General features: G+C 68.1%; 18 protein-coding genes and 1 pseudogene. 9 read left to right on the top strand and 10 right to left on the bottom strand.

What is annotated here, in order from left to right; genetic code table 11:
• Positions 1 to 38 precede the first annotated feature (38 nt).
• Positions 39 to 593 carry an ATP-binding protein gene (locus tag D451_RS0119140; RefSeq protein WP_014911680.1) on the top strand — a complete coding sequence of 185 codons (555 nt, stop codon included), beginning with the start codon at positions 39 to 41 and terminating at the stop codon, positions 591 to 593.
• A 46-nt stretch (positions 594 to 639) separates the two neighbouring features.
• On the opposite strand, the gene D451_RS0119135 is transcribed toward D451_RS0119140, so the two are convergent.
• On the bottom strand, positions 640 to 828 hold the full coding sequence (locus tag D451_RS0119135) for a hypothetical protein (RefSeq protein ID WP_014912461.1): 189 nt from the start codon (positions 826 to 828) through the stop codon (positions 640 to 642).
• 357 nt (positions 829 to 1,185) lie between these two features.
• Between D451_RS0119135 and D451_RS0119130 the strand changes: the two genes are divergently transcribed.
• A complete protein-coding gene (locus D451_RS0119130) occupies positions 1,186 to 2,391 on the top strand; it encodes an MFS transporter (RefSeq protein ID WP_017535609.1) in 1,206 nt (401 codons plus the stop codon).
• Between the two features lie 37 nt (positions 2,392 to 2,428).
• The gene (locus tag D451_RS0119125) at positions 2,429 to 3,262 is read left to right on the top strand and encodes an aldo/keto reductase (protein ID WP_026125189.1); all 834 of its coding nucleotides are present in this window, start codon (positions 2,429 to 2,431) and stop codon (positions 3,260 to 3,262) included.
• Positions 3,263 to 3,378: 116 nt separating this feature from the next.
• Here D451_RS0119125 and D451_RS0119120 read toward each other — a convergent pair whose 3' ends face one another.
• Together D451_RS0119120 and cmtR are read right to left on the bottom strand one after the other, a co-directional pair.
• Positions 3,379 to 6,636, bottom strand: a complete 3,258-nt coding sequence (locus D451_RS0119120; RefSeq protein ID WP_026125188.1) for an efflux RND transporter permease subunit — start codon at positions 6,634 to 6,636, stop codon at positions 3,379 to 3,381.
• 629 nt (positions 6,637 to 7,265) lie between these two features.
• On the bottom strand, positions 7,266 to 7,607 hold the full coding sequence (gene cmtR / locus D451_RS0119115) for a Cd(II)/Pb(II)-sensing metalloregulatory transcriptional regulator CmtR (RefSeq protein ID WP_187294466.1): 342 nt from the start codon (positions 7,605 to 7,607) through the stop codon (positions 7,266 to 7,268).
• Between the two features lie 125 nt (positions 7,608 to 7,732).
• Between cmtR and D451_RS0119110 the strand changes: the two genes are divergently transcribed.
• From D451_RS0119110 to D451_RS0119090, 5 genes are all read left to right on the top strand, one after another.
• A complete protein-coding gene (locus D451_RS0119110; RefSeq protein ID WP_017535608.1) occupies positions 7,733 to 8,644 on the top strand; it encodes a cation diffusion facilitator family transporter in 912 nt (303 codons plus the stop codon).
• A 194-nt stretch (positions 8,645 to 8,838) separates the two neighbouring features.
• Entirely contained in the window at positions 8,839 to 10,281 is a 1,443-nt protein-coding gene (locus tag D451_RS0119105; protein ID WP_394296800.1) for a TrkH family potassium uptake protein, read from the top strand.
• Positions 10,282 to 10,337: 56 nt separating this feature from the next.
• Positions 10,338 to 11,018 carry a potassium channel family protein gene (locus D451_RS0119100; RefSeq protein WP_017535606.1) on the top strand — a complete coding sequence of 227 codons (681 nt, stop codon included), beginning with the start codon at positions 10,338 to 10,340 and terminating at the stop codon, positions 11,016 to 11,018.
• A gap of 86 nt (positions 11,019 to 11,104) precedes the next feature.
• On the top strand, positions 11,105 to 12,085 hold the full coding sequence (locus tag D451_RS0119095) for a metal ABC transporter substrate-binding protein (protein ID WP_036568378.1): 981 nt from the start codon (positions 11,105 to 11,107) through the stop codon (positions 12,083 to 12,085).
• Positions 12,086 to 12,424: 339 nt separating this feature from the next.
• A complete protein-coding gene (locus tag D451_RS0119090; RefSeq protein WP_014909954.1) occupies positions 12,425 to 12,658 on the top strand; it encodes a DUF397 domain-containing protein in 234 nt (77 codons plus the stop codon).
• A 215-nt stretch (positions 12,659 to 12,873) separates the two neighbouring features.
• Here D451_RS0119090 and D451_RS26645 read toward each other — a convergent pair.
• Positions 12,874 to 13,711: pseudogene (locus D451_RS26645) on the bottom strand (helix-turn-helix domain-containing protein).
• A 269-nt stretch (positions 13,712 to 13,980) separates the two neighbouring features.
• Positions 13,981 to 14,478, bottom strand: a complete 498-nt coding sequence (locus tag D451_RS0119080) for an ATP-binding protein (protein WP_017535604.1) — start codon at positions 14,476 to 14,478, stop codon at positions 13,981 to 13,983.
• 311 nt (positions 14,479 to 14,789) lie between these two features.
• On the opposite strand from D451_RS0119080, the gene D451_RS0119075 reads away from it, so the two are divergent.
• Positions 14,790 to 15,548: an SDR family oxidoreductase gene (locus D451_RS0119075; protein WP_017535603.1), complete on the top strand. Its 759-nt coding sequence runs from the start codon at positions 14,790 to 14,792 to the stop codon at positions 15,546 to 15,548.
• Between the two features lie 35 nt (positions 15,549 to 15,583).
• Here D451_RS0119075 and D451_RS0119070 read toward each other — a convergent pair whose 3' ends face one another.
• The 5 genes from D451_RS0119070 to D451_RS0119050 all read right to left on the bottom strand — a co-directional run bounded on the left by D451_RS0119070 (position 15,584) and on the right by D451_RS0119050 (position 19,522).
• Entirely contained in the window at positions 15,584 to 16,525 is a 942-nt protein-coding gene (locus tag D451_RS0119070) for a serine hydrolase (RefSeq protein ID WP_017535602.1), read from the bottom strand.
• A 159-nt stretch (positions 16,526 to 16,684) separates the two neighbouring features.
• A complete protein-coding gene (locus tag D451_RS0119065; RefSeq protein WP_017535601.1) occupies positions 16,685 to 17,311 on the bottom strand; it encodes an energy-coupling factor transporter transmembrane component T family protein in 627 nt (208 codons plus the stop codon).
• Positions 17,308 to 18,006: an energy-coupling factor ABC transporter ATP-binding protein gene (locus tag D451_RS0119060; RefSeq protein ID WP_014910212.1), complete on the bottom strand. Its 699-nt coding sequence runs from the start codon at positions 18,004 to 18,006 to the stop codon at positions 17,308 to 17,310. The genes D451_RS0119065 and D451_RS0119060 overlap by 4 nt, the downstream gene beginning before the upstream one ends.
• Entirely contained in the window at positions 18,006 to 18,641 is a 636-nt protein-coding gene (locus D451_RS0119055) for a biotin transporter BioY (protein ID WP_017535600.1), read from the bottom strand. Before D451_RS0119055 ends, D451_RS0119060 begins: the two co-directional genes overlap by 1 nt.
• A 233-nt stretch (positions 18,642 to 18,874) precedes the next feature.
• The gene (locus D451_RS0119050) at positions 18,875 to 19,522 is read right to left on the bottom strand and encodes an RraA family protein (RefSeq protein WP_014910741.1); all 648 of its coding nucleotides are present in this window, start codon (positions 19,520 to 19,522) and stop codon (positions 18,875 to 18,877) included.
• Positions 19,523 to 19,546 lie beyond the last annotated feature (24 nt).

Genomic DNA, 19,546 nt, shown 5'->3' with positions numbered 1-19,546 from the left:
CTGCCCGCGCACCCACTTCTCCAGGGGAGTGAACCCACATGAGTGAGACCACCACCCCTCGTTCCGCGCCTTCGGACCCGCTCCTGACGACGTCGGCCCCTCTCATCCGTCCCCAACGCCCGGCGAGACCCATGGAAGAGCCCAACAGCATCGGACAGGCCACCGCCCACCACGGCGGCGCCGTCCCTCTGTCCGCACAGCGACGTTTTCCCGGACTGCCGAGCCAGATCGCCTACGTACGCCGGTTCGTGGCGCGTCGACTGGCCGACTCGCCGGAACTGACCACGGCGACCCTGCTGGCCAGCGAACTGGCGACCAACGCCATCACCCACAGCGCCTCGGGACGCGCCACCGGCAAGTTCGAGGTATGCGTGCTCCAGGCCCCTGGTTGGGCACGAGTGGAGGTCCGCGACCTGGGCAGCACCACCGAAGAGCCCGAGCCTCAGCATCGTGACCCCTATGACACCGCCGAACACGGCCGTGGTCTGGATCTGGTGGAGGCGCTGTCGAGCTCCTGGGGCACCGAACCGCGCAAGGACGGCCGAGGCCGCCAGGTGTGGTTCGAGATCGTGTGGGACGGCGACGACCGCTAGGAAGACCAGGAGAACGTCGCCGTACCGGGTGGTACTACGGCTCCGTTCACTCCTCCGTTCCCGGTGAGCCGGTTCGACCGGTCACGGTGTCGGTGGAGTCGTTCGGGGTGGTCTCGTCGAGCGGCAACCGGTAACGCTCGTAGAGGCGGCGTGCGTAGTCCTTCGCCTCCTGCGAGGGCTCGTCGCCGAGCTCGTCGCGCAGTAGGTCCTCGAGGCTTTTCTTGGCTTCATCCATGCAACGCAGACTGCCTGGAGTGCGCGGATAGCACAAATCGACAGTCCGGTGACAGAGGGGAAAGTCCCGAAGAGCCCAGGGGACGGACGTCGTGGCGCCCGGATCCCGGTCCGCGCGGGTGATCGCGGGGTTCGAAGCGTACCCTCACCCCTTCCCGGCGAACGATCCGACGAGTCTCGCCCGAGAGCACGGGGTCGGCCGTTACCGGGGTTCCCGGCGCTCCGCCGCCCGTGATGCCCCTGTGAGCATCCTCTCAAATTAGTTGCTTGCGCTGGTTATTTGCGCATGCAATCATAACTTGCACCCACGGGAACAACGCGTGTGCAACTATTTTTCTCAGCCTATCAGGAGCCTCCCATGCCACTCGGTCTCGTCGCGCTCGCCATCGGCGCGTTCGGTATCGGACTCACCGAGTTCGTCATCATGGGCCTGCTGCCCGACGTCGCCGCCGACTTCGCCGTGTCGGAGGCCACCGCGGGATGGCTCATCTCCGGATACGCGTTGAGCGTGGTCGTCGGCGCGCTGGGGATCACCGCGGCCACCGTTCGACTCCCCAGGAAACCCGTGCTCATGGGTCTCCTCGTCCTCTTCGTCATCGGGAACGTCCTCACGGCCGCCGCCCCGGACTACACGGTCGCGATGATCGGACGGATCGTGGCGGCCCTGTGCCACGGCGCGTTCTTCGGGATCGGCGCCGTCGTCGCCTCCGGTCTCGTCCCCGCCGCGAAGAGGGCCGGTGCCGTGGCGGTCATGTTCACCGGCCTGACCGCCGCGAACGTGCTCGGCGTTCCCTTCGGCACCTTCCTCGGCCAACAGATGGGCTGGCGTTCGACCTTCTGGGCGATCTCGATCATCGGCGTCCTCGCCCTCATCGGTATCGCCGCCCTCGTACCCGCCGTACGCGGTGCCGGGCCCGAGGTGAGCCTGCGCGGCGAACTGAGCGCCTTCCGCTCCGGCCAGGTCTGGTTGTCGCTCCTGGTGACCATGCTCGCCTTCGGCGGCATGTTCGGAGCGTTCACCTATATCGCCTACACCCTCACCGAGGTGACGGGCTTCGCCTCCGGCACCGTGCCGTGGCTGCTCGTCGTCTTCGGTACCGGGTTGCTCGTCGGCAACTGGGCGGGCGGCAGACTCGCCGACCGTTCCATCGACGGCACCCTCGTCACCTTCGTGGCCGTACTCGCCGTGATCCTCGGCGTGTTCGGACCACTCGCCGGATCCCCGACCGCGACGGTCGTGATCCTGTTCCTCATGGGCGGGTTCGGGTTCGGCACCGTGCCGGGCCTCCAGACCCGGATCATGCGCTACGCGGGCGGGGCCCCGACCCTGGCCTCCGGCGCGAACATCGGCGCCTTCAACGCGGGTAACGCGCTCGGCGCCTGGGCCGGCGGCGTCGGTATCGGCTCGGGCCTCGGCTACACCTCGCCGATCTGGATCGGGGCGGCGCTCACGAGTACCGCCCTGATCGTCATGGTCCTCGCGGCGGTCGCCGCGCGCCGGAACCGGCCCGCGGAGCCTCGGAGCGGGGCCCCGGAGCCCGTCGACACCGTCCCCGCCCACTGAACGACGGACACCCGCCCGTCCACTTCCAAGGAGAACCATGTCCACCATCGAGGTACCCCGGATCACCCTGAACAACGGCGTTCGGATGCCACGGCTCGGTTTCGGCGTCTTCCAGGTACCGGACACCGAGACCACCGCCGCGGTGACCTCCGCGCTGAAGGCCGGATACCGGGCCATCGACACCGCCTCCGTCTATGGCAACGAGGAGGGTGTGGGGCGCGCGATCGCCGCATCGGAGGTCGCCCGCGAGGAACTCTTCGTCACCTCCAAGCTCTGGAACTCCGACCACGGGTACGATCACACGCTCCGTGCCTACGACGAGAGCCTCGCCCGGCTCGGCCTGGACCACCTCGACCTCTACCTGATCCACTGGCCGGCCCCCGCGAACGACCTCTACGTCCAGACGTGGCGGGCCCTGGAGCGGCTCTATGCCGACGGTCGCGTCCGTGCCATCGGAGTGTCGAACTTCCAGCCCGCCCATCTGGAGCGTCTCGTCGAGGAGAGCGAGATCGTGCCGGCGGTCAACCAGGTGGAACTGCACCCGGCTCTCCAGAACCGCGAGGTCGTGGCCGCGAACACCGCTCACGGTGTGGTCACCGAGGCCTGGAGCCCGCTGGCGCAGGGGGCCGTACTCGGCCAGGAGGAGGTCGTCGCGATCGCACGCCGGCACGGGAGGTCCCCGGCCCAGGTGGTACTCCGTTGGCACCTCCAGCAGGGCCGTGTCGTCATTCCCAAGTCGGTGACGCCCTCGCGGATCGTCTCGAACATCGACGTGTTCGACTTCGAACTCACCGCCGACGAGATCGCGACCATCGACACCCTGGAGCGCGGCGGGCGCACCGGCCCGCACCCGGACGAGTTCTCCGACTGAGACGACGGGGCCGCCCACGACGGGAGGCGGGGTCTTCGGCCCCGTCTCCATACGAAGGGCGCCCCCGCACCGTGCGGTGCGGGGGCGCCCTTCTCGTCCTTCACGGGCTTCGACCGTTACCGGCCGACGGGTTCCTCGGAGTCCTCGTCCCGCCGGTCCTCGGGCACGTCGCCCACCGTCGCCGCGGAGGCGGAGCCGTTGCTCGCGGCGTTCGCCCCGGCCTTGGCACGGGCCCTGGCCCTGCGACGTTCACGACGCGCCTCGGCCTTGGCCTCGCGCTTCAGACGGCGCACCTCCACCAGCTGGTAGAGGACCGGGACCAGGATCAGGGTCAGCAACGTCGAGGTGATCAGACCGCCGATCACCACGAGGGCGACCGGGGCGGAGACGAACGCGCCTCCACCGGCCATGCCCGTCGCCATCGGGATCAGGGCGGCGATGGTGCCGACCGCCGTCATCAGGATGGGCCGCAGACGGTGCCGGGCGCCCTCGACGATGGCCTCGCCGAGCTCCATCCCCTTCGCCCGGTTCTGGTTGATCAGGTCCATCAGCACGATGGCGTTGGTGATCACGATGCCGATGAGCATCAGCATGCCGATCAGGGCCGCCGCGCCGACCGGGGTCCCGGTCATCAGCAGCAGGGCCAGCGACCCGGTGGCGGCGAACGGGATCGAGATGAGCAGCATGAGCGGCTGTAGCAGGCTCTTGAACGTCGCGACCATGATCAGGTAGCAGATGACGATCGCGGCGAGCATGGCCAGCCCGAGCTGGGCGAAACCCTCGGTCTGGTCCTGGCTGACGCCGCCCAGGGAGGCGGTGGCCCCCGACGGGAGGTCGAGGCCGTCCAGGGCGGTCATGATCTCGCCGCTGACCGCGCCCAGGTCGGACGCGCTCGGGTTGGCCGTGACCGTGGTGCTGGTGACACCGTCGATGCGGGTGAGCTCCGGAGGCTGTTGGACCTCGGTGACATCCGCGACGTCGGCGAGCTCGATCTCCCGCCCGGTGGGCGTGGTGATCGGCAGCTCCTCCAGTTCCGCCACGGTCTGGGGCGCGTCCTGGACCAGGACTACCACGTCGCGGCGGATGTCCTCGATGGTGGCGGTGCCGACGTTACGGCCGTTGAAGGCCGCGGAGACGGTCTGGCCGATCATGGACTCGCTCAGGCCCTCTTCGACGGCCTTCTCGCCGTCCACGTGGACCTCGAGCGCGGGCTGCGAGGCGGAGATGCCGCTGGTGACGTCATCGGCTCCGTCGATGGAGCGCAGTTCGTCCTCGACCATGCCGGCGGCCTCGGCCAGGGTGTCCTGGTCCTCGGCGGTCACCTGGACCTCGATGCCCGATCCGCCCATGCCGCCCATGGAGTCGAGCCGGGGCTCGTACTCGGTGTCGAGGTCGGCGAAGGTGTCGCGCAGGACGTCGCGGTTGCGGATCTGGTCGGTGTCGGGGTCGGCGGTGATCGTGTAGTCGATCTGGGAGGAGCCGCCGCCCATCATCGGATTGCCGCCGATGTTGACCTGGTAGGTATCGATCCAGGCCATCCCCGCGAGCGCCTCCTCGACCTTGACGGCCTCGGCGTCGGCGGTCTCCAGGGAGGTGCCCGGGTCGAGTTCCTGGACGACGGTGTAGGTGTTCTCCTCGGCCTCCCCGAGCCAGTCGGTCTGGGAGTTCGCGGCCAGGGCGATCGTGCCGACGAAGACGAGGACCGAGGCGGCCAGGGTGACCACGGTGGCGGTCCGACGCTTGGTCGTGATCCAGCGGATGATCGGCAGGTAGGCACGCTGCATCGGGCTGCGCATCTCGCGCTCGTGCGCCTTGCGCTCGATCTCCTCGCGGGTGCTGTCGCCGACCTCGGCGGGCCGCAGGAACCAGTAGCACAGCACCGGGGTGATGGTGAGGGCGACGATCAGCGAGCCGCCCAGGGCCAGGGAGCTGGTCACGGCGAAGGGCATGAAGAGTTCGCCGACCATGCCGCCGACGAACGCCAACGGCAGGAAGACGGCGATCGTGGCGAAGGACGAGGAGGCCACGGCCGTGGCGACCTCACGGACGCCGTCCTTGACGGCGGCCATCCGTTCCTTGCCGTAGTCCATGTGCCTACGGATGTTCTCCAGGACGACGATGGAGTCGTCCACCACCCGGCCGATCGCGATGGTGATCGCGGCCAGGGTGAGCATGTTGAGGGTGAAGCCGAAGGCCTGCATACCGACGAAGGCCACCAGGACCGACACCGGGATGGACACCGCCACCACGAGGGTGGAGCGGATGGAGAGCATGAAGACCAGGATCACGATGACCGAGGCGACCAGGCCGTAGCCGCCGGCCTCGAACATGTCGGTGATCGAGTCGTTGATGAAGGGCGCCTGGTCGAACACGACCGAGAGGGAGACGTCGTCGCCGAGCAGGTCGGACTGTTCGTCCAGCACCTTCTGGACGCCCTCGGAGATCTCGACGGTGTTGCCGTCGGGGGTCGCCATGACCATGAGGGCGACGCTCGGGTCGCCGTCGAGACGGGCGATGGAGGTGGCGGCCTCGGGCACCAACTCGACGTCGGCGATCTCGGAGACCTGGACCGGGGAGGGCGCCGGAGCGGGCGGGGCGCCGGGGAGTGCCGCCGAGGGGTCGGCCCCGGCGGAGGGCCGCACCCACAGGTCCTCGATCTCCCCGAGGTCGGTGAGCTGGTCACCGGTGGTGACGCTGAGGCTGCGACCGTCCTCGTCGATGGTGCCGCCGGCCATGAGCAGGCCGCTCGCCTCCAGGGCGTCGGCCAGGTCCTGGACGCCGATCCCGGCCTTGTCCAGCTCGTCCTCGTCGGGGGTGACCTCGACGCGATCGGCCGGCAGGCCGGTCAGGTTGGCCGAGCGGACCCCGGGCACCGACTCCAGTTCGGGGATCAGGACGTTCTCGATGGTCGAGGCCATCGCCTGCTGGTCGAGGTTCTCGGAGCTGGCGGCCAGCAGCATCACGGGCATCATGTCCGTGCTCATGGCCATGACCGAGGTGTCGACGTCGTCGGGCAGCATCGGGGCGATCTGGTCGACGGCGACCTGGGTCTCGCGGACCAGGGCGTCCTGGTCGCGGCCGTAGTCGAACTCCGCCATGATCTGCGTCGAGCCGGTACTGGACGTGGAGGTGACCGTGTCGATGCCCTCCACCCCCTGGAGGGCCTGTTCCAGGGGTTCGGTGACCTGTCCCTCGACCACCTGTGGTGTGGCGCCCTGGTACTGGGCGGAGACCATCACCATCGGCAGGGACATCTCGGGGAAGAGTTCCCGTTTGGCCGAGAGCGCGGCGACGACGCCGAAGAACAGCACCGCCAGAGTGATGAGCAGGACCAACGCCCGGTTTCCGAGCGACATGACCGAAAGGCGGTTCACGCGTTCGTTCCTTCCGCGTGGGGGGCGGTGTCCCGGCCCGGGGACCGGTCCGCTCCAAGGGCCGTTGTGGCCGTTCTGGACATGAGAGGTGCTCGCTCCTAGCTCGACGGGTGTGGGACGGTCCGGCCCATGGGTGAGGAGCGCGTGTCGAACGCGCGCTCGCCTGCATGGCCTCGGTCCGGTCCGCGAGGTCGTGTGGTGCGGGGGATGCCGGGTCACCCGCCCGTGGGAGGTCGTGTTCTCCACGGACCGGTGGTCGTCCGGGGCGGGCCCTGTCGATGGGCCTCGTCTCCTCCGGGCGCACTCTCACCATACGTCGCGTTATATCTGGAGTGCGGCCGGATCCGGCTACTTCAGGGAACTCTCAGGGTCATATCCACCTTCTGTCGGGGACGACCCCGACCAAAGTCGGAGCGGGACGCGAGGATCGAGGGGGACTCTTCGCGAAGCGGCCCCGAACAGCGCCGATACCCCACCATCGAAGTAACGGACGTCACAGGGAAAAATTTCGGACACCCGGAAAAACGCACGCTGAGCGCACACCGAGAGCGTCCACCGCCTCACGAAGGGTGGAGAGGGCACCGGCGCGGCCCTCGCGCCACCCCGCACGAACGGCGCGGCGCGGTGACTCAGACCGCCCGGGACTGTTCCTCTGGAGAGGAGAGGGCCTCGTGGGGCTGAGCGGTCCCCCAGACCACCTGGAGCAGATCCTCCAGGGCGTGGGCGAGGGAGTCGTCGACGAGTTCGTAACTGACCTGGCGCCCACGGGCATGGGTCCTGACGAGACCGCAGTCGCGCAGGCAGGCGAGGTGGTTGGAGACGTTCTGCCGGGTGAGGCCGAGCCGGTCGGCCAGACCCGCGGGGTAGTCGGGCCCTTCCAGGAGGGTCAACAGCAGGCGGCAGCGCGTGGGGTCGGACAGGGCTCGTCCCAGGCGCTGGATCGCGGCGAGACGCTGTTCGGAGGTCAACATGAAAACCATTGTACATAGCTTGCTGTATAGACAGCGATGGCTGTATAAACAGTCTTGAATGTATGGACAGCCGACGCTGTACTGAATCGTGAAGACCTCCACGACACTTCCGAACAGGGGGAACGATGGGTGCGGGACACGACCACGGCACGATCACCGCCGGGGCCGCCAATAGCAAGAGACTCGCGTTGGTTCTGGGCATGATGCTCAGCGTCGCGGTCGTCCAGGTCACGGGCGCCGCCTTCAGCGGCAGTCTCGCCCTGCTCGCCGACGCCGGGCACACCGTCACCGATTCCTTCGGGGTCGCCCTCGCCCTGGCCGCCGTATGGATCGCCGCCCGACCGGCCACCGCCCAACGGACCTTCGGATTCCAGCGCGCCGAGATCCTCGCCGCGGCCGTCAACGCGATCGTCCTGTTCCTCCTGTGCGGGTTCATCGTCATGGAGGCGATCGACCGATTCCGGGAACCCGCCGAGGTCTCCGGCATGGGGATGATCCTGGTCGCCGGGTTCGGCCTGGTCATGAACATCGCGGCCATGTTCGTCCTGCGATCGGGGGCCGAGGAGAGCCTCAACGTCAAGGGCGCCTACCTGGAGGTGATGAGCGACGCCCTGGCCTCGGTGGGCGTGATCGTGGGCGGTCTGATCGTCCTGTTCACCGGCTGGCAGCAGGCCGACACCCTCGTCTCCCTCGCCATCGCCGCGATCATCGTGCCCCGCGCCTGGTCCCTGTTGAAGGAGGCCGTGCACATCCTGCTGGAGGCCACGCCCAAGAACGTGGACCTGACCGAGGTCCGCTCCCACCTGATGGGCCACCCCGCCGTCATCGACGTCCACGACCTGCACGCCTGGACCATCACCTCCGGGGTCCCCGTGATGTCCGCCCACGTCGTCGTCGCCGAGGAGGATCTCCGGGACACCGGGAAGATGCTCGACGAACTCCATTCCTGTCTGACCGGTCACTTCGACGTCGAACACTCGACCCTCCAGCTGGAGCCGCCCGGCCACGCCGACCATGAGGGCGCCCGGCACCCCTGATCCCGACCGGCCGCCACCGCTCCTCTCCCGCTCATCCGCCCACACCTCCTCGAACACCCCCGACCGGGAGACACGGATCATTCCGCCGATAGGTGAGAACGCTCCCGCTCCTTGGCACAATTGACCGGGTCCGTGTGCGAGGAGGTGCAGGCGGAGATGGCGTACGACGACGCCTGGGCGGAAACGAACGCCCTATGAACGGGACCGGGGAAAGGCCCCTGACACGGTGGTGGCGGAGCCTGCCCTGGCCCATCAGACGACGGAGCGGGCGCTTTCACGTCACCGAGCCCGGGGTCGCCCAACGTGAGATCGGCGCCTGGCGCAAGCCGGCCCGGGTGTTCCTCACCATCTTCCTCATGGTGAACCTGGCCGGCACCCTCCTGCTGATGCTCCCGGTCTCCACCACGGACGGCCGGGGGCTGGACTTCGTCCCCGCGCTGTTCACCTCGACCACGTCCCTGGCCGTGTGCGGACTGAGCGTGATCTCCGTGGGGCACGATCTGAGCGTCTTCGGCCAGGTGGTGCTCATGGTGCTGATGCAGGTCGGCGGTATGGGCATCATGACCCTGGCCGCGATCCTCGGCACGGCGGTCATCCACCGCTTCGGGTTGCGGATGCAACTCAACGTGCAGGCCGAGACGCGGAGTCTGTGGGTCGGCGAGGTCAGCGGGCTGGTCCGCCGTGTGGCGATCATCTTCCTGGTCGTTCAGACCTGCGTGTTCCTGATGATCGCCCCGCGCATGTGGCTCGCCTACGACATGGACCCGCTCCAGGCCGCGTACTCGGGGCTGTTCCACGCGGTCTCCTCGTTCAACAACGCGGGCCTGTCCCTGTACGACGACAGCATGACGCGCTTCTCCGGGGATCCGTTCATCCTGTTGCCCATCGCCCTGGCGGTGATCCTCGGCGGTATCGGCTTCCCCGTCATCATCGAACTGTGGCGGAGCCTGCGCAGGCGTGAACGCTGGTCCCTGCACACCAAGCTCACCGTCACCACGAGCGCCGTCCTCATCGTGGCCGGGGCCGCCCTCATCACCCTGATGGAGTGGAGCAACCCCTCCACCCTGGGAGGTCTCCACTGGTGGGCCAGGCTCACCGACGGCTTCTTCCACGGAGTGATGCCGCGCAGCGGAGGGCTCAACGCCGTCCCCACCGGGGAGATGCGCGATTCCACCCTGTTGCTCACCATCATGCTGATGTTCGTGGGCGGCGGCAGCGCCGGAACGGCCGGCGGGATCAAGGTCGCCACCCTGGCGGTGCTGTTCCTCGTGGTGCTGTCGGAGGTGCGTGCCCATGACAACGTGCACGCCTTCGGCCGTTCCCTCCCCTCCACGGTGATCCGCCAGTCGTTGAGCCTGGTCTTCCTCTCCGCCTCGGTGGTCGCCTTCGGCACGCTGCTCATCCTGCGCACCACCGCGTTCGACTTCATGCAGGTGCTGTTCGAGGTCGTCTCCGCGGTCGGCGTGGTGGGCCTGTCCACCGGCATCACCCCGGACCTGCCCCCGTGGATCCAGGTCCTGCTCGCGGCGTTCATGGTCGCCGGCCGAATCGGCCCTATCACCTTCGTGACGGCCCTGGCCTTCCGTGATCGCAACCGCCACTACACCTTCCCCCAGGCCCGCCCCATCATCGGCTGAACCACGACCGTCCGGGGCGGGCGGCAGCGCCCCGCCCACCGCCTTGAGGAGAGATCTTGCCCAACCACGAGAGAAGAGACGACGAGAAACGCATCCTGGTGATCGGCCTGGGACGTTTCGGCAGTTCACTGGCGTTGGAACTGGCCCGACGCGGGTGGGAGGTCCTGGGCATGGACTCCAACCCCCGTCTGGTCCAGACCTACGCCGACGCCCTCACTCACACCGTCATCGCCGATTCCACCGACGAGGAGGCGCTGCGTCAGGTGGGGGCCCACCAGTTCGCCCGGGCCGTGGTGGCCATCGGCACCCACCTGGAGGAGAGCATCCTCACCACGTCCCTGCTGGTCGACATGGGCGTCGGCAACATCTGGGCGAAGGCCACCAGTCGCAGGCACGGACGGATCCTGGAGCAGGTCGGCGCCCACCATGTGGTCCTGCCCGAGCACGACATGGGCGAGCGCGTGGCCCACCTGGTCTCCGGCCGGATGCTGGACTACGTGGAGCTGGAGGAGGGCTTCGCGTTGGGCAAGACCAAGGCCCCCAAGGAGCTTCTGGGCCGGACCCTACAGGAGACCCGGGTGCGTCAGCGCTACGGGATCACCGTGGTGTCGGTCAAGCGGGTGGGGGCCTCCTTCACCTACGCCACCCAGGAGACGATCCTCCACAAGGGCGACCAGATCGTCGTGGCCGGCCGGACCGACGACGTGGAGAGGTTCGCCGAGAGCCAGCGTCCCTGAGGTCGCGGGCTCGGCGAAGGGGGTCCCGAGCCCGGACAAAGCAGGCAAATTGACAACCGTTTTCATTTTCCCTCATGATGGACCCCATGCGAACTGGGACCATCGTGCGTGCCGCCGCCCTCGGCACCACCGCGCTCATGCTCATCACCGGCTGCGGGAACGGCGGGACGGACACCGGAGGGGGGACCTCCCCGGCCGACGCCGACCTCACCGTCGTCACCGGCGTCTACCCCCTGGAATGGTTGGCCCGGGAGATCGGCGGCGACACCACCGCCGTCGTCCAGCTGACCGAACCCGGCGCCGAACCGCACGACCTGGAACTCACCGGACGGCAGATCGCCGAGGTGGACGAGGCCGACCTCGTGTTCTACGTCGAGGGCCTCCAGCCGGCCGTCGACGAGGCCGTCGCCCAGCAGGCGTCGGACTCCGCACTGAACGTCGCCGACGTCGTCCACCTCCGCCCGGCCGCCCCGGGGGCCGAGGACGATCACGACCATGATCACGAGCATGAGCACGAGCATGAGGAGGAGGGACACGACCACGGCGACCACGACCCCCACTTCTGGCTCGACGTGGAGCTCATGTCCGAGGCCGCCGAGGCTCTCGCCGACCGGATGGCCGAGGCCCACCCGGAAGGGGCCTCGACCTACCGGCAGGAGGCCGAGCGGGTCACCGGGGAGCTGACCGACCTCGGCGAGGAGTACGAGCGGGCCCTCTCCTCCTGCGAGCACCGTGAGGTGGTCGTCGGCCACACCGCCTTCACCTATCTGACCGACCGCTACGACCTGGAGCAGATCGGCGTCAGCGGGGTCGACCCCGACACCGAGCCCTCACCCTCGCAGATCGCCGCGATCACCGACGTCGTCAAGGAACGCGACATCACCACGATCTTCACCGAGCCCCTGATGCCGGAGGCCACCGCGGACACCATCGCCGCGGAGACCGGGGCCGAGGTGAAGGTGCTCGACCCGCTGGAGGGCGTGACCGAACGTTCCCCCGGCGACGACTATCCCTCCATCATGCGCGGCAACCTCGAAGCGCTCTCCTCGGCGCTCGTCTGCTCATGAACCCGGCACTTCTCTCCTATATCCGATGACACGGAAGAGGGCCCCGTCGACATGATCGTCGACGGGGCCCTCTTCTTGTTCGATCACGACCTTCCGGACCCGTTATCGACCAAGGTCCCCAAAACCACCGAACCTGCCCTGAACAGGCAGAACAAAGAGAAGTACGGTCCCGTGAATCGCATCCCGATTACATGGCGCTTACATCCCGCCAAACCCTCGGACAGGGCACTCCCATCACGCTATGCTCGTGAGAGTACTGGTGCCGATGCACGTGCATTTGTTAGTGCATCAGCAAGCACGTCTTCCCCTCTGTGCAAGATTCAAGGAGCGACTGGAACCATGACCGCACACAACGGTATCCGCGCCACCGAGCTGACCGAGGCCGCCTGGCAGAAGGCCAAGCGCAGCAATTCGCAGGGCGCCTGCGTAGAGATGGCCCGCCTTCACGACGGATCGATCGCCGTCCGCAACTCGCGCTTCCCGTCCGGCCCGGCCCTGGTCTACACCCAGGAGGAGATCGACTGCCTCATCCTGGGCGCCAAGGACGGCGACTTCGACAACCTGCTCGGCTAGGGCCGAGAGAGCGGACGCGCCTCGGGACGGCGCGTTCAACGAGAATCGAACCCTTGCGCCCCCGCTTCCCGAGCGGGCGAACGGAGGGCTCCGCCGACCGCGCGGAGCCCTCCGAACCGTTCCCTCCGGACATCGAAGAGGGCACCGCCCTTCGGGGTCGGTGCCGAACCGGGGCCCACCGCCCCGTCACCGTGTCGATCGACGTCGACGAGGCCTCACTCCTCGTCGAGGTCCCTCAACATCTCCTCCAGCATCGCGAGCGTCTCGTCCGGCGTGGCCGCGGAGACGCTGAGCTTGGTCATCGCTTTGGTGTAGGCCTCGACGGTGGCCCGTTTGTCCACGATGTCACCGTCGGTCAGATGCTCCAGGTAGAGGATGTCGGAGAGCTCGAAGTCGGAGTAGCGCAGCAGCGTGAAGGAACCGGCCTCCGCCGCGTGCGCGCCCACCGAGAAGGGGGACGATCTGCAGGGTGATGTTGTTCCGATCGCGGCAGATGTCGATCAGGTGACTCAGCTGGCCACGCATGATCTCCTTGCCCCGTTCCCTTCCCCCGATCGGCCTGCGCACGGCGGCCTCGTCGAGGATGATCCACATCTTCTTGCCGCGCTCCAGGTGTTCCTGTCTCTTCAGTCTGGCCTGGATGCGCTGTTCGGTGACCTCGTCGGTGTCGACCCCACCGGAGATGACCTCTCGGGCGTACTCCTCGGTCTGGAGAAGACCGGGAACGAACTGGGATTCGTAGATGCGGATCTGGTCGGCGGCCTCTTCGAAGCCCACGTAGCGGATGAACCACTTGTGGAGCGCGTCGCCGTACTCCTTCCACCATCCCGGCTTGTTGGATTCGAGGGCGAGTTCCTTGAATTCCTTCAGAAGCTTGCGGTCGGTGACCCCGTACAACTTCAGGAGGTCCTCGATATCCCGGGCCTTGAAACCGACCCGGCCGAGTTCCATACGGCTGATCTTGGAGGCCGAGGCGCGAATCTTCTCACCGGCGTCCTCCCGGGAGATCCCACAGCGCGTACGGTACTGCCGGAGCTGGTCGCCCAGGAGCATGCGGCGCACGGTGGGGCCACTCCCCTGACGCAAATGAGCGATATCCACGTTCGCCGCCTCTCTGTCCATTCTCCGCACCAGGGTATCGGCTTCGGTCCGGCCCCTTTGCCGTGCGACCGGGACACCACACGTACACGATATCGGCCGCGTCCCGTTACTCCCACGGGGTGTCCCCGCGGTCCCCACCGCCCCCTCCCCGGGGCGGCGCCCGTCCGTTCTCCCCGCCTTCGAGCGGCGAAGCGTCCGACAACGGGCTTCCTGACATCGACTCACACGAATTGCGCCCAAACGAACTTTCCGCCGGACGGTGTGGGAATCACACCCCACTCTTGCGCGAAAGCACTCACGAGGGCAAGCCCTCTGCCGCCCTCCATCCCGACCTCCGCTTCCCTTCTGCGCGGCAAGTGATCTCCCCCGTCACGAACCGCACAGATGAATTCACGACCACTGCGCATCAGGGAGAGCTGAATACCGGACTCACCCGGCCTGGTCAAGGCCACAGGTCCCCCATGACGTACGGCATTGGTGACCAATTCGGAAACGACGACCGAGACATCCTCCGACAAGTGCTCCATGCCCCATTCCAGGAGCAAGGCTCCGGAAATCTCCCGGGCCGCGCCCACCGCTCGGGCGCGAGGCTCGAAGCTCCATGTGACGGCGTCGTGCCTGTCACCGCAGACGGGGGTGTTCCAGCGGCGGGACCCGTGTGTCAGGACTTTGAGCCACCAAGCACCGGTCGGCTCCGCCACCGCCTCCGCACACTCCATGCCCTTCAACTCCTCACTGACGCGCCGCGCCCTACCACCCTCGGGCGGAAGCTCGTGCTACTGCACGGCTCGAATGCACGTGCATCTCAGTCTTGGTGGTAATCGTAAGCCAAGCCCGGACAATGTGCAGGCAAATGAGCACACAGAACCGCTCGGAGCGGTGCGATCGCAGGTGAGAAGCCTTGCGGAAAGGGGATTCCGGTGAAGCGCGCCCGGAAGGGGGCACCGTCGACACCCCGAGTACGTACCGACCGGTAGGCATGCCGATAGGATTCCCCCGCGCCCATCACGTGAACAATGGAGGTAACCCCATGTCCCCGACATCTCGTGTGGCGATCGTGACCGGAGCGGCCCGCGGTATCGGCGCCGCCACCGCCGAACGTCTGGCCCGCGAGGGTCGTGCCGTCGCCGTGCTCGACCTCCGGGAGTCCGATGCACAGGAGGTCGTCGATCGGATCACGGCCGACGGCGGTCGAGCCGTCGCGGTGGGCTGTGACGTCTCCGACGCCGAGCAGGTGGACGCCGCCGTCGCCATGGTGGCGGAACGGCTCGGTCCGCCCGCGATCCTGGTCAACAACGCCGGTGTGCTCCGTGACAACCTCCTGTTCAAGATGTCCCCGGACGACTGGGACACCGTGATCAACGTCCACCTGCGCGGCGCGTTCCTGATGAGCCGGGCCGCCCAGGCCCACATGACCGACGCCGGGTGGGGCCGGATCGTGAACCTGTCCAGTTCCTCGGCCCTGGGCAACCGCGGCCAGGCCAACTACGCGGCGGCCAAGGCCGGGATCCAGGGCTTCACCAAGACCCTCGCGATCGAGCTGGGGAAGTTCGGTGTCACCTGCAACGCGGTGGCCCCCGGTTTCGTGGAGACCGCGATGACCCGGTCCACCGCCGAACGCATCGGGATCGCCTACGACGACATGAAGGCCTTCAAGGAGGCCGAGATCCCGGTACGGCGCGTGGGATACCCCGAGGACATCGCGAACGCGGTGGCCTTCTTCACCGGTGAGGACGCCGGTTACGTCTCCGGTCAGGTCCTGTACGTGGCCGGCGGGCCGCTGGACTGACGCCCGCCCGCCGGCCCCGTCCACCGCGGACGGGGTCAGCGGGCGAAGGTGTCCCCGGCCGATGTCCTCCCCCGTTCCCCCGCGCCTTCGATCGTCTCGATCACCTCGGTGATCAGGTCCTCCACCGTTTCCACCCCGGAGGCGTAGTCCGCATGTCCTCGGCTGAGCACCGCCACCAGGTACTCCCGATCGGGCCCCACCACATAACCGACGGTGCCGAGGGCCCACCGGTCGCCGTCGGACGGACGTGGCGTCCATCCGTTCTTGAGTCCGACGATGTCCTCCGGTCCCGCCACGACGGACACGCCCCAGGCCTGCTCCGGGGCCACCGTCTCCATGAGGTCGAGGACGTGGGAACGGGAGTCGTCGGTGATCGGTCCCTCCCCCGAGTACAGGACGCTCAGCAGACGGAGCTGGTCGGCGGGGGTGCTCATGGTGGAGCCCCAGGAGCCGGAGGGGTGGGGCTCGGTAGCGGTGAACCCGAGCTCCGCGGCGTATCGTTCGAAACCCTCGATGTACCCCATACGCGTGTAGAGGCCGTCGGTGACCTCGTTGTCGCTGTGGCGGATCATCCGTTCGGCACGGGAGAGCTCGTCCGAGGTGAGCCCGCCGCCCTCCTCCTCCACGCACATGTACAGCATGGTCAGGATCGTCAGCTTGGCCACGCTCGCGGTGGGCAGGGCCCGTTCCGCGTCATGCCCGTAGGCGATCCCCGTCCGCAGGTCCTGGACCGCGATGCCGAACTCCACCTCCCGTCCCAGCTCGGTGATCCGCCGGTCGAGGTCCCGACGTTCGTCGATCGAGAGCGCGGGGCCGGACGAAGGCGGTGTGGTCGCCGGTGCGAGCGAGCCCGCCGGAGGAGAGGGCATCGCCGCGCCCCGGTCCGGCGGACGGGCGGCGAAGGACGTCGCGACGGTTCCGGTCACGACCGATCCGGGCAGGGTCAGGGCGATACCCAGGGTGAGCAGGACGGACATGGCACAGGACCAGGTCCGTCTTTCGGCGGGGGGACGCCGGAGCACACGATCACCGGTTCGTTCTACACCTGAGGGGTACGACTCGTACCGGTGATTATCCCCAGATAAGACACATATGGCACCTGTCCGACATTCGATCGATACGGGTGCTCTCTCCGGTCACGCCCGTTCGACCCGTTCGTCCTCGTCGATCCCTCGGGCCGCCAGAGCCTCTCCCGTCGCCTCGGCCATCCTGAGCAGGTGCACGATCACCGGCACCACCATCAGGTGCGGGCGCCCGACGATCCCACGTGCGCGATAGCCCTCGCGGGCGGAGTTCAGGGCCACCGCCACCATCGGGATGGACCGGATCGTCAACGACAGGACCAGCGCGACCCGGTCCGGTGAGACGCCCACGTGCCGGAGCGGCCCGGCCAGCCGCTCGAACAGCCCCAGCATCTCGCGCACCCGGGTGGTGAGGGTGATCGCGTTGGCGAGCAGGACCAGAGCGGCGAGCTGGGCGCACAGCCGCGCGCCCTCGGTCCAGGCGCCCACGAAGAGGGCCTGGAAGAGCCCGATCGCCAACAGGAAGGGCCACAGCACCCGCAGCGCCCGCCACGCCCTGCGCGCACCCAGCCCCACGGCCGGATACAGGAGCAGGGCGAAGACCAGGGCGCCCACGGAGAGCCACAGGTGGGAGGCGATGATCAGGACCGCGCCCAGCACCAACAGGGCGAGGAGCTTGGGCCCGGCCGGGACCCGGTGCATCGGCCCGGTGCCGGGCACGTACAGTCCGAGCACGCTCACGACGTCCCGTCCTCGTCCGCGGCGTCCATGAGCTTGAGGTAGAAGGGGACGGCGTCGGCCGGTGGACCGTCGAAGGCCACCCGGCCCGCCTCCATCACCAGGACCCGGTCGAAGCCCTCGAGCAGTTCCAGGTCGTGGGTGAACAGAAGGACCCGCTGTTCGAGCCCGGCCAGAGTACGCCGGAACATACGGGTGTTACGCAGGTCCAGCAGGGTGGTCGGCTCGTCGAAGACGAGGATCTCCGGCTCGGTCACCAGGACCGAGGCCAGGGCCAGAAGCTGCTTCTGTCCCCCGGAGAGCAGGTGGCCGGGATGGTCTCGGTGACCGTCCAGGCCGTGGCGGACGAGGATCTCGTCGACCCGGCGGGCGGTCTCGGCCTTCCCCAGCCGCAGGGAGCGCAGTCCGATCTCGACGTCCTCGACCACGGTCGGCATGATGATCTGATTGGCCGCGTCGGAGAAGACGAAGCCGACCCGCCGCCGGATGTGTTTGGCGTGCCGCCGGGTGTCCCACTCCCCCAGCGACACACGGCCCTCGTCCGGGACGACGAGTCCGTTGAGGGTGCGGGCGAGCGTGGACTTGCCCGATCCGTTGGCCCCGATCACACCGATGCGGTGTTCGGCGAGGTCCAGGGTGACGTCGCGCAGGACGGCGCGGTCGTCGTAGGAGTGGGAGACCCCCTCGAGGCGGAGCATCAGTCCTTCTTCCCGTCCTCGACGTCCGTCACGTGGACGGGGCGGCCCGCCGGCGGGATCGGGTAGGCGCGGAAGACCGTCGCGGCGATGAGCGCGGTCACCACGGCCTTGGCGATGTCCCCCGGAAGGAAGGCGGCCATGGCGGCGGTGGTGGCCAGGACCCCGTCGCCGAGGACGACCGACATCCACGGCAGGCCGATGACGTAGATGACGATGACGCCACCGAGGAGGTTGACCAGCAGCCCCTGCCAGAAGCGGTACCCGCCGTTGCGGACCATGACGTCGGTGAGCAGGCCGATGACCAGGGCGGCGAAGATCCAGCTGACGATGAAGCCGCCGGTGGGGCCGGCCAGGACCGCGACGCCTCCGCGTCCTCCCGCGAAGAGCGGAAGACCGGCCAGGGCCAAGGCGAGGAAGGCGGCGACGGCAAGCGTTCCGCGCTTCCAGCCGAGAAGGCTCGGCGCGAGCATGATGCCCAGGGTCTGGAGGGTGATCGGTACGGGAGAGAACGGAAGGGGGATGGCGACGGTGACGCTCAGCGCGGCGATGAGCGCGGCGAACACCGCGATGAGGGCGAGGTCTCGGGAGACGAGACCGCGGTACCGGACGTTTTTCCTGGTCCCGGTGGCGGGCATACGTGATTCCCCTCAGGAGGACGGTGGGAGTGGGGCACGACCCATTGTCCGCTACGTACCTCTTCCTGTAAGGGGCCGGGGCGTACAGAAGGGGACGGCCGGGCCTTGTAGGCATCCGCCTGAGATCCGCGTCACAAGATCGCCTCGGAGGTTCCACGACGAAGGTCCCGGGGGCACGACGGTGGTGACCGTCGTGCCCCGGGACCGGTGATGTCCTCTCGCGCGAACGCGTATCAGGGGCGGTACGCGGCGGCCCCGGAGAACTCGGCGAGGGAACCTCCGGCCGAGATCGTGTCCCGGGCCGGGATCTCGGCGTCCTCCTTGGACTTCAACAGCTCGCCCAGGCCCACGGCCTCATCGGGAGAGAGGAAGACGGCTCCGTCGGAGTCGGCGAAGACGACGTCGCCCGGGCGCACGACCGCGCCCGCGATGCCGACCGGCACGTTGATCGCGCCCTCGATCCCGGCGATACGGGTGGTCAGCGGGCTGTACCCGCGGGAGATCACCGGGAAGTCGTAGGCCAGGGTCTCGTCATGGTCGTTGATCGACCCGTCGATCACCGCTCCCACTGCGCCCCGGGCCTTGGCCGTGTAGGAGACCAGGCCGCCGAAGCACGACCGTCGATGATCGCCGGACTGGTCCACGACCAGGACGTCACCGGGACGCAACATGTCGACCGCCATGTGGACGGCCGTGGAGTCCAGGTGCGGGATGCGCACCGTGACGGCCGTGCCCACGAACTTGAGCGGGCGCCTGTTCGGCTGTAGACCGAGGGCGAAACCGTGATCCCGAAGGTGACCGAGCGTCGAGACGCACGTCTTTTCGAGTTCGGTGATGATTCGACCGTCGATCTGTTCGGGCATGTCGTTGACGACGAACACAACTGTTCCTTTCTCGGAGGAATC

This window comes from Nocardiopsis alba DSM 43377 (assembly GCF_000341225.1).
GTDB classification, from domain to species: Bacteria; Actinomycetota; Actinomycetes; order Streptosporangiales; family Streptosporangiaceae; genus Nocardiopsis; species Nocardiopsis alba.
This window is presented reverse-complemented; position numbering and strand designations above follow the sequence as displayed.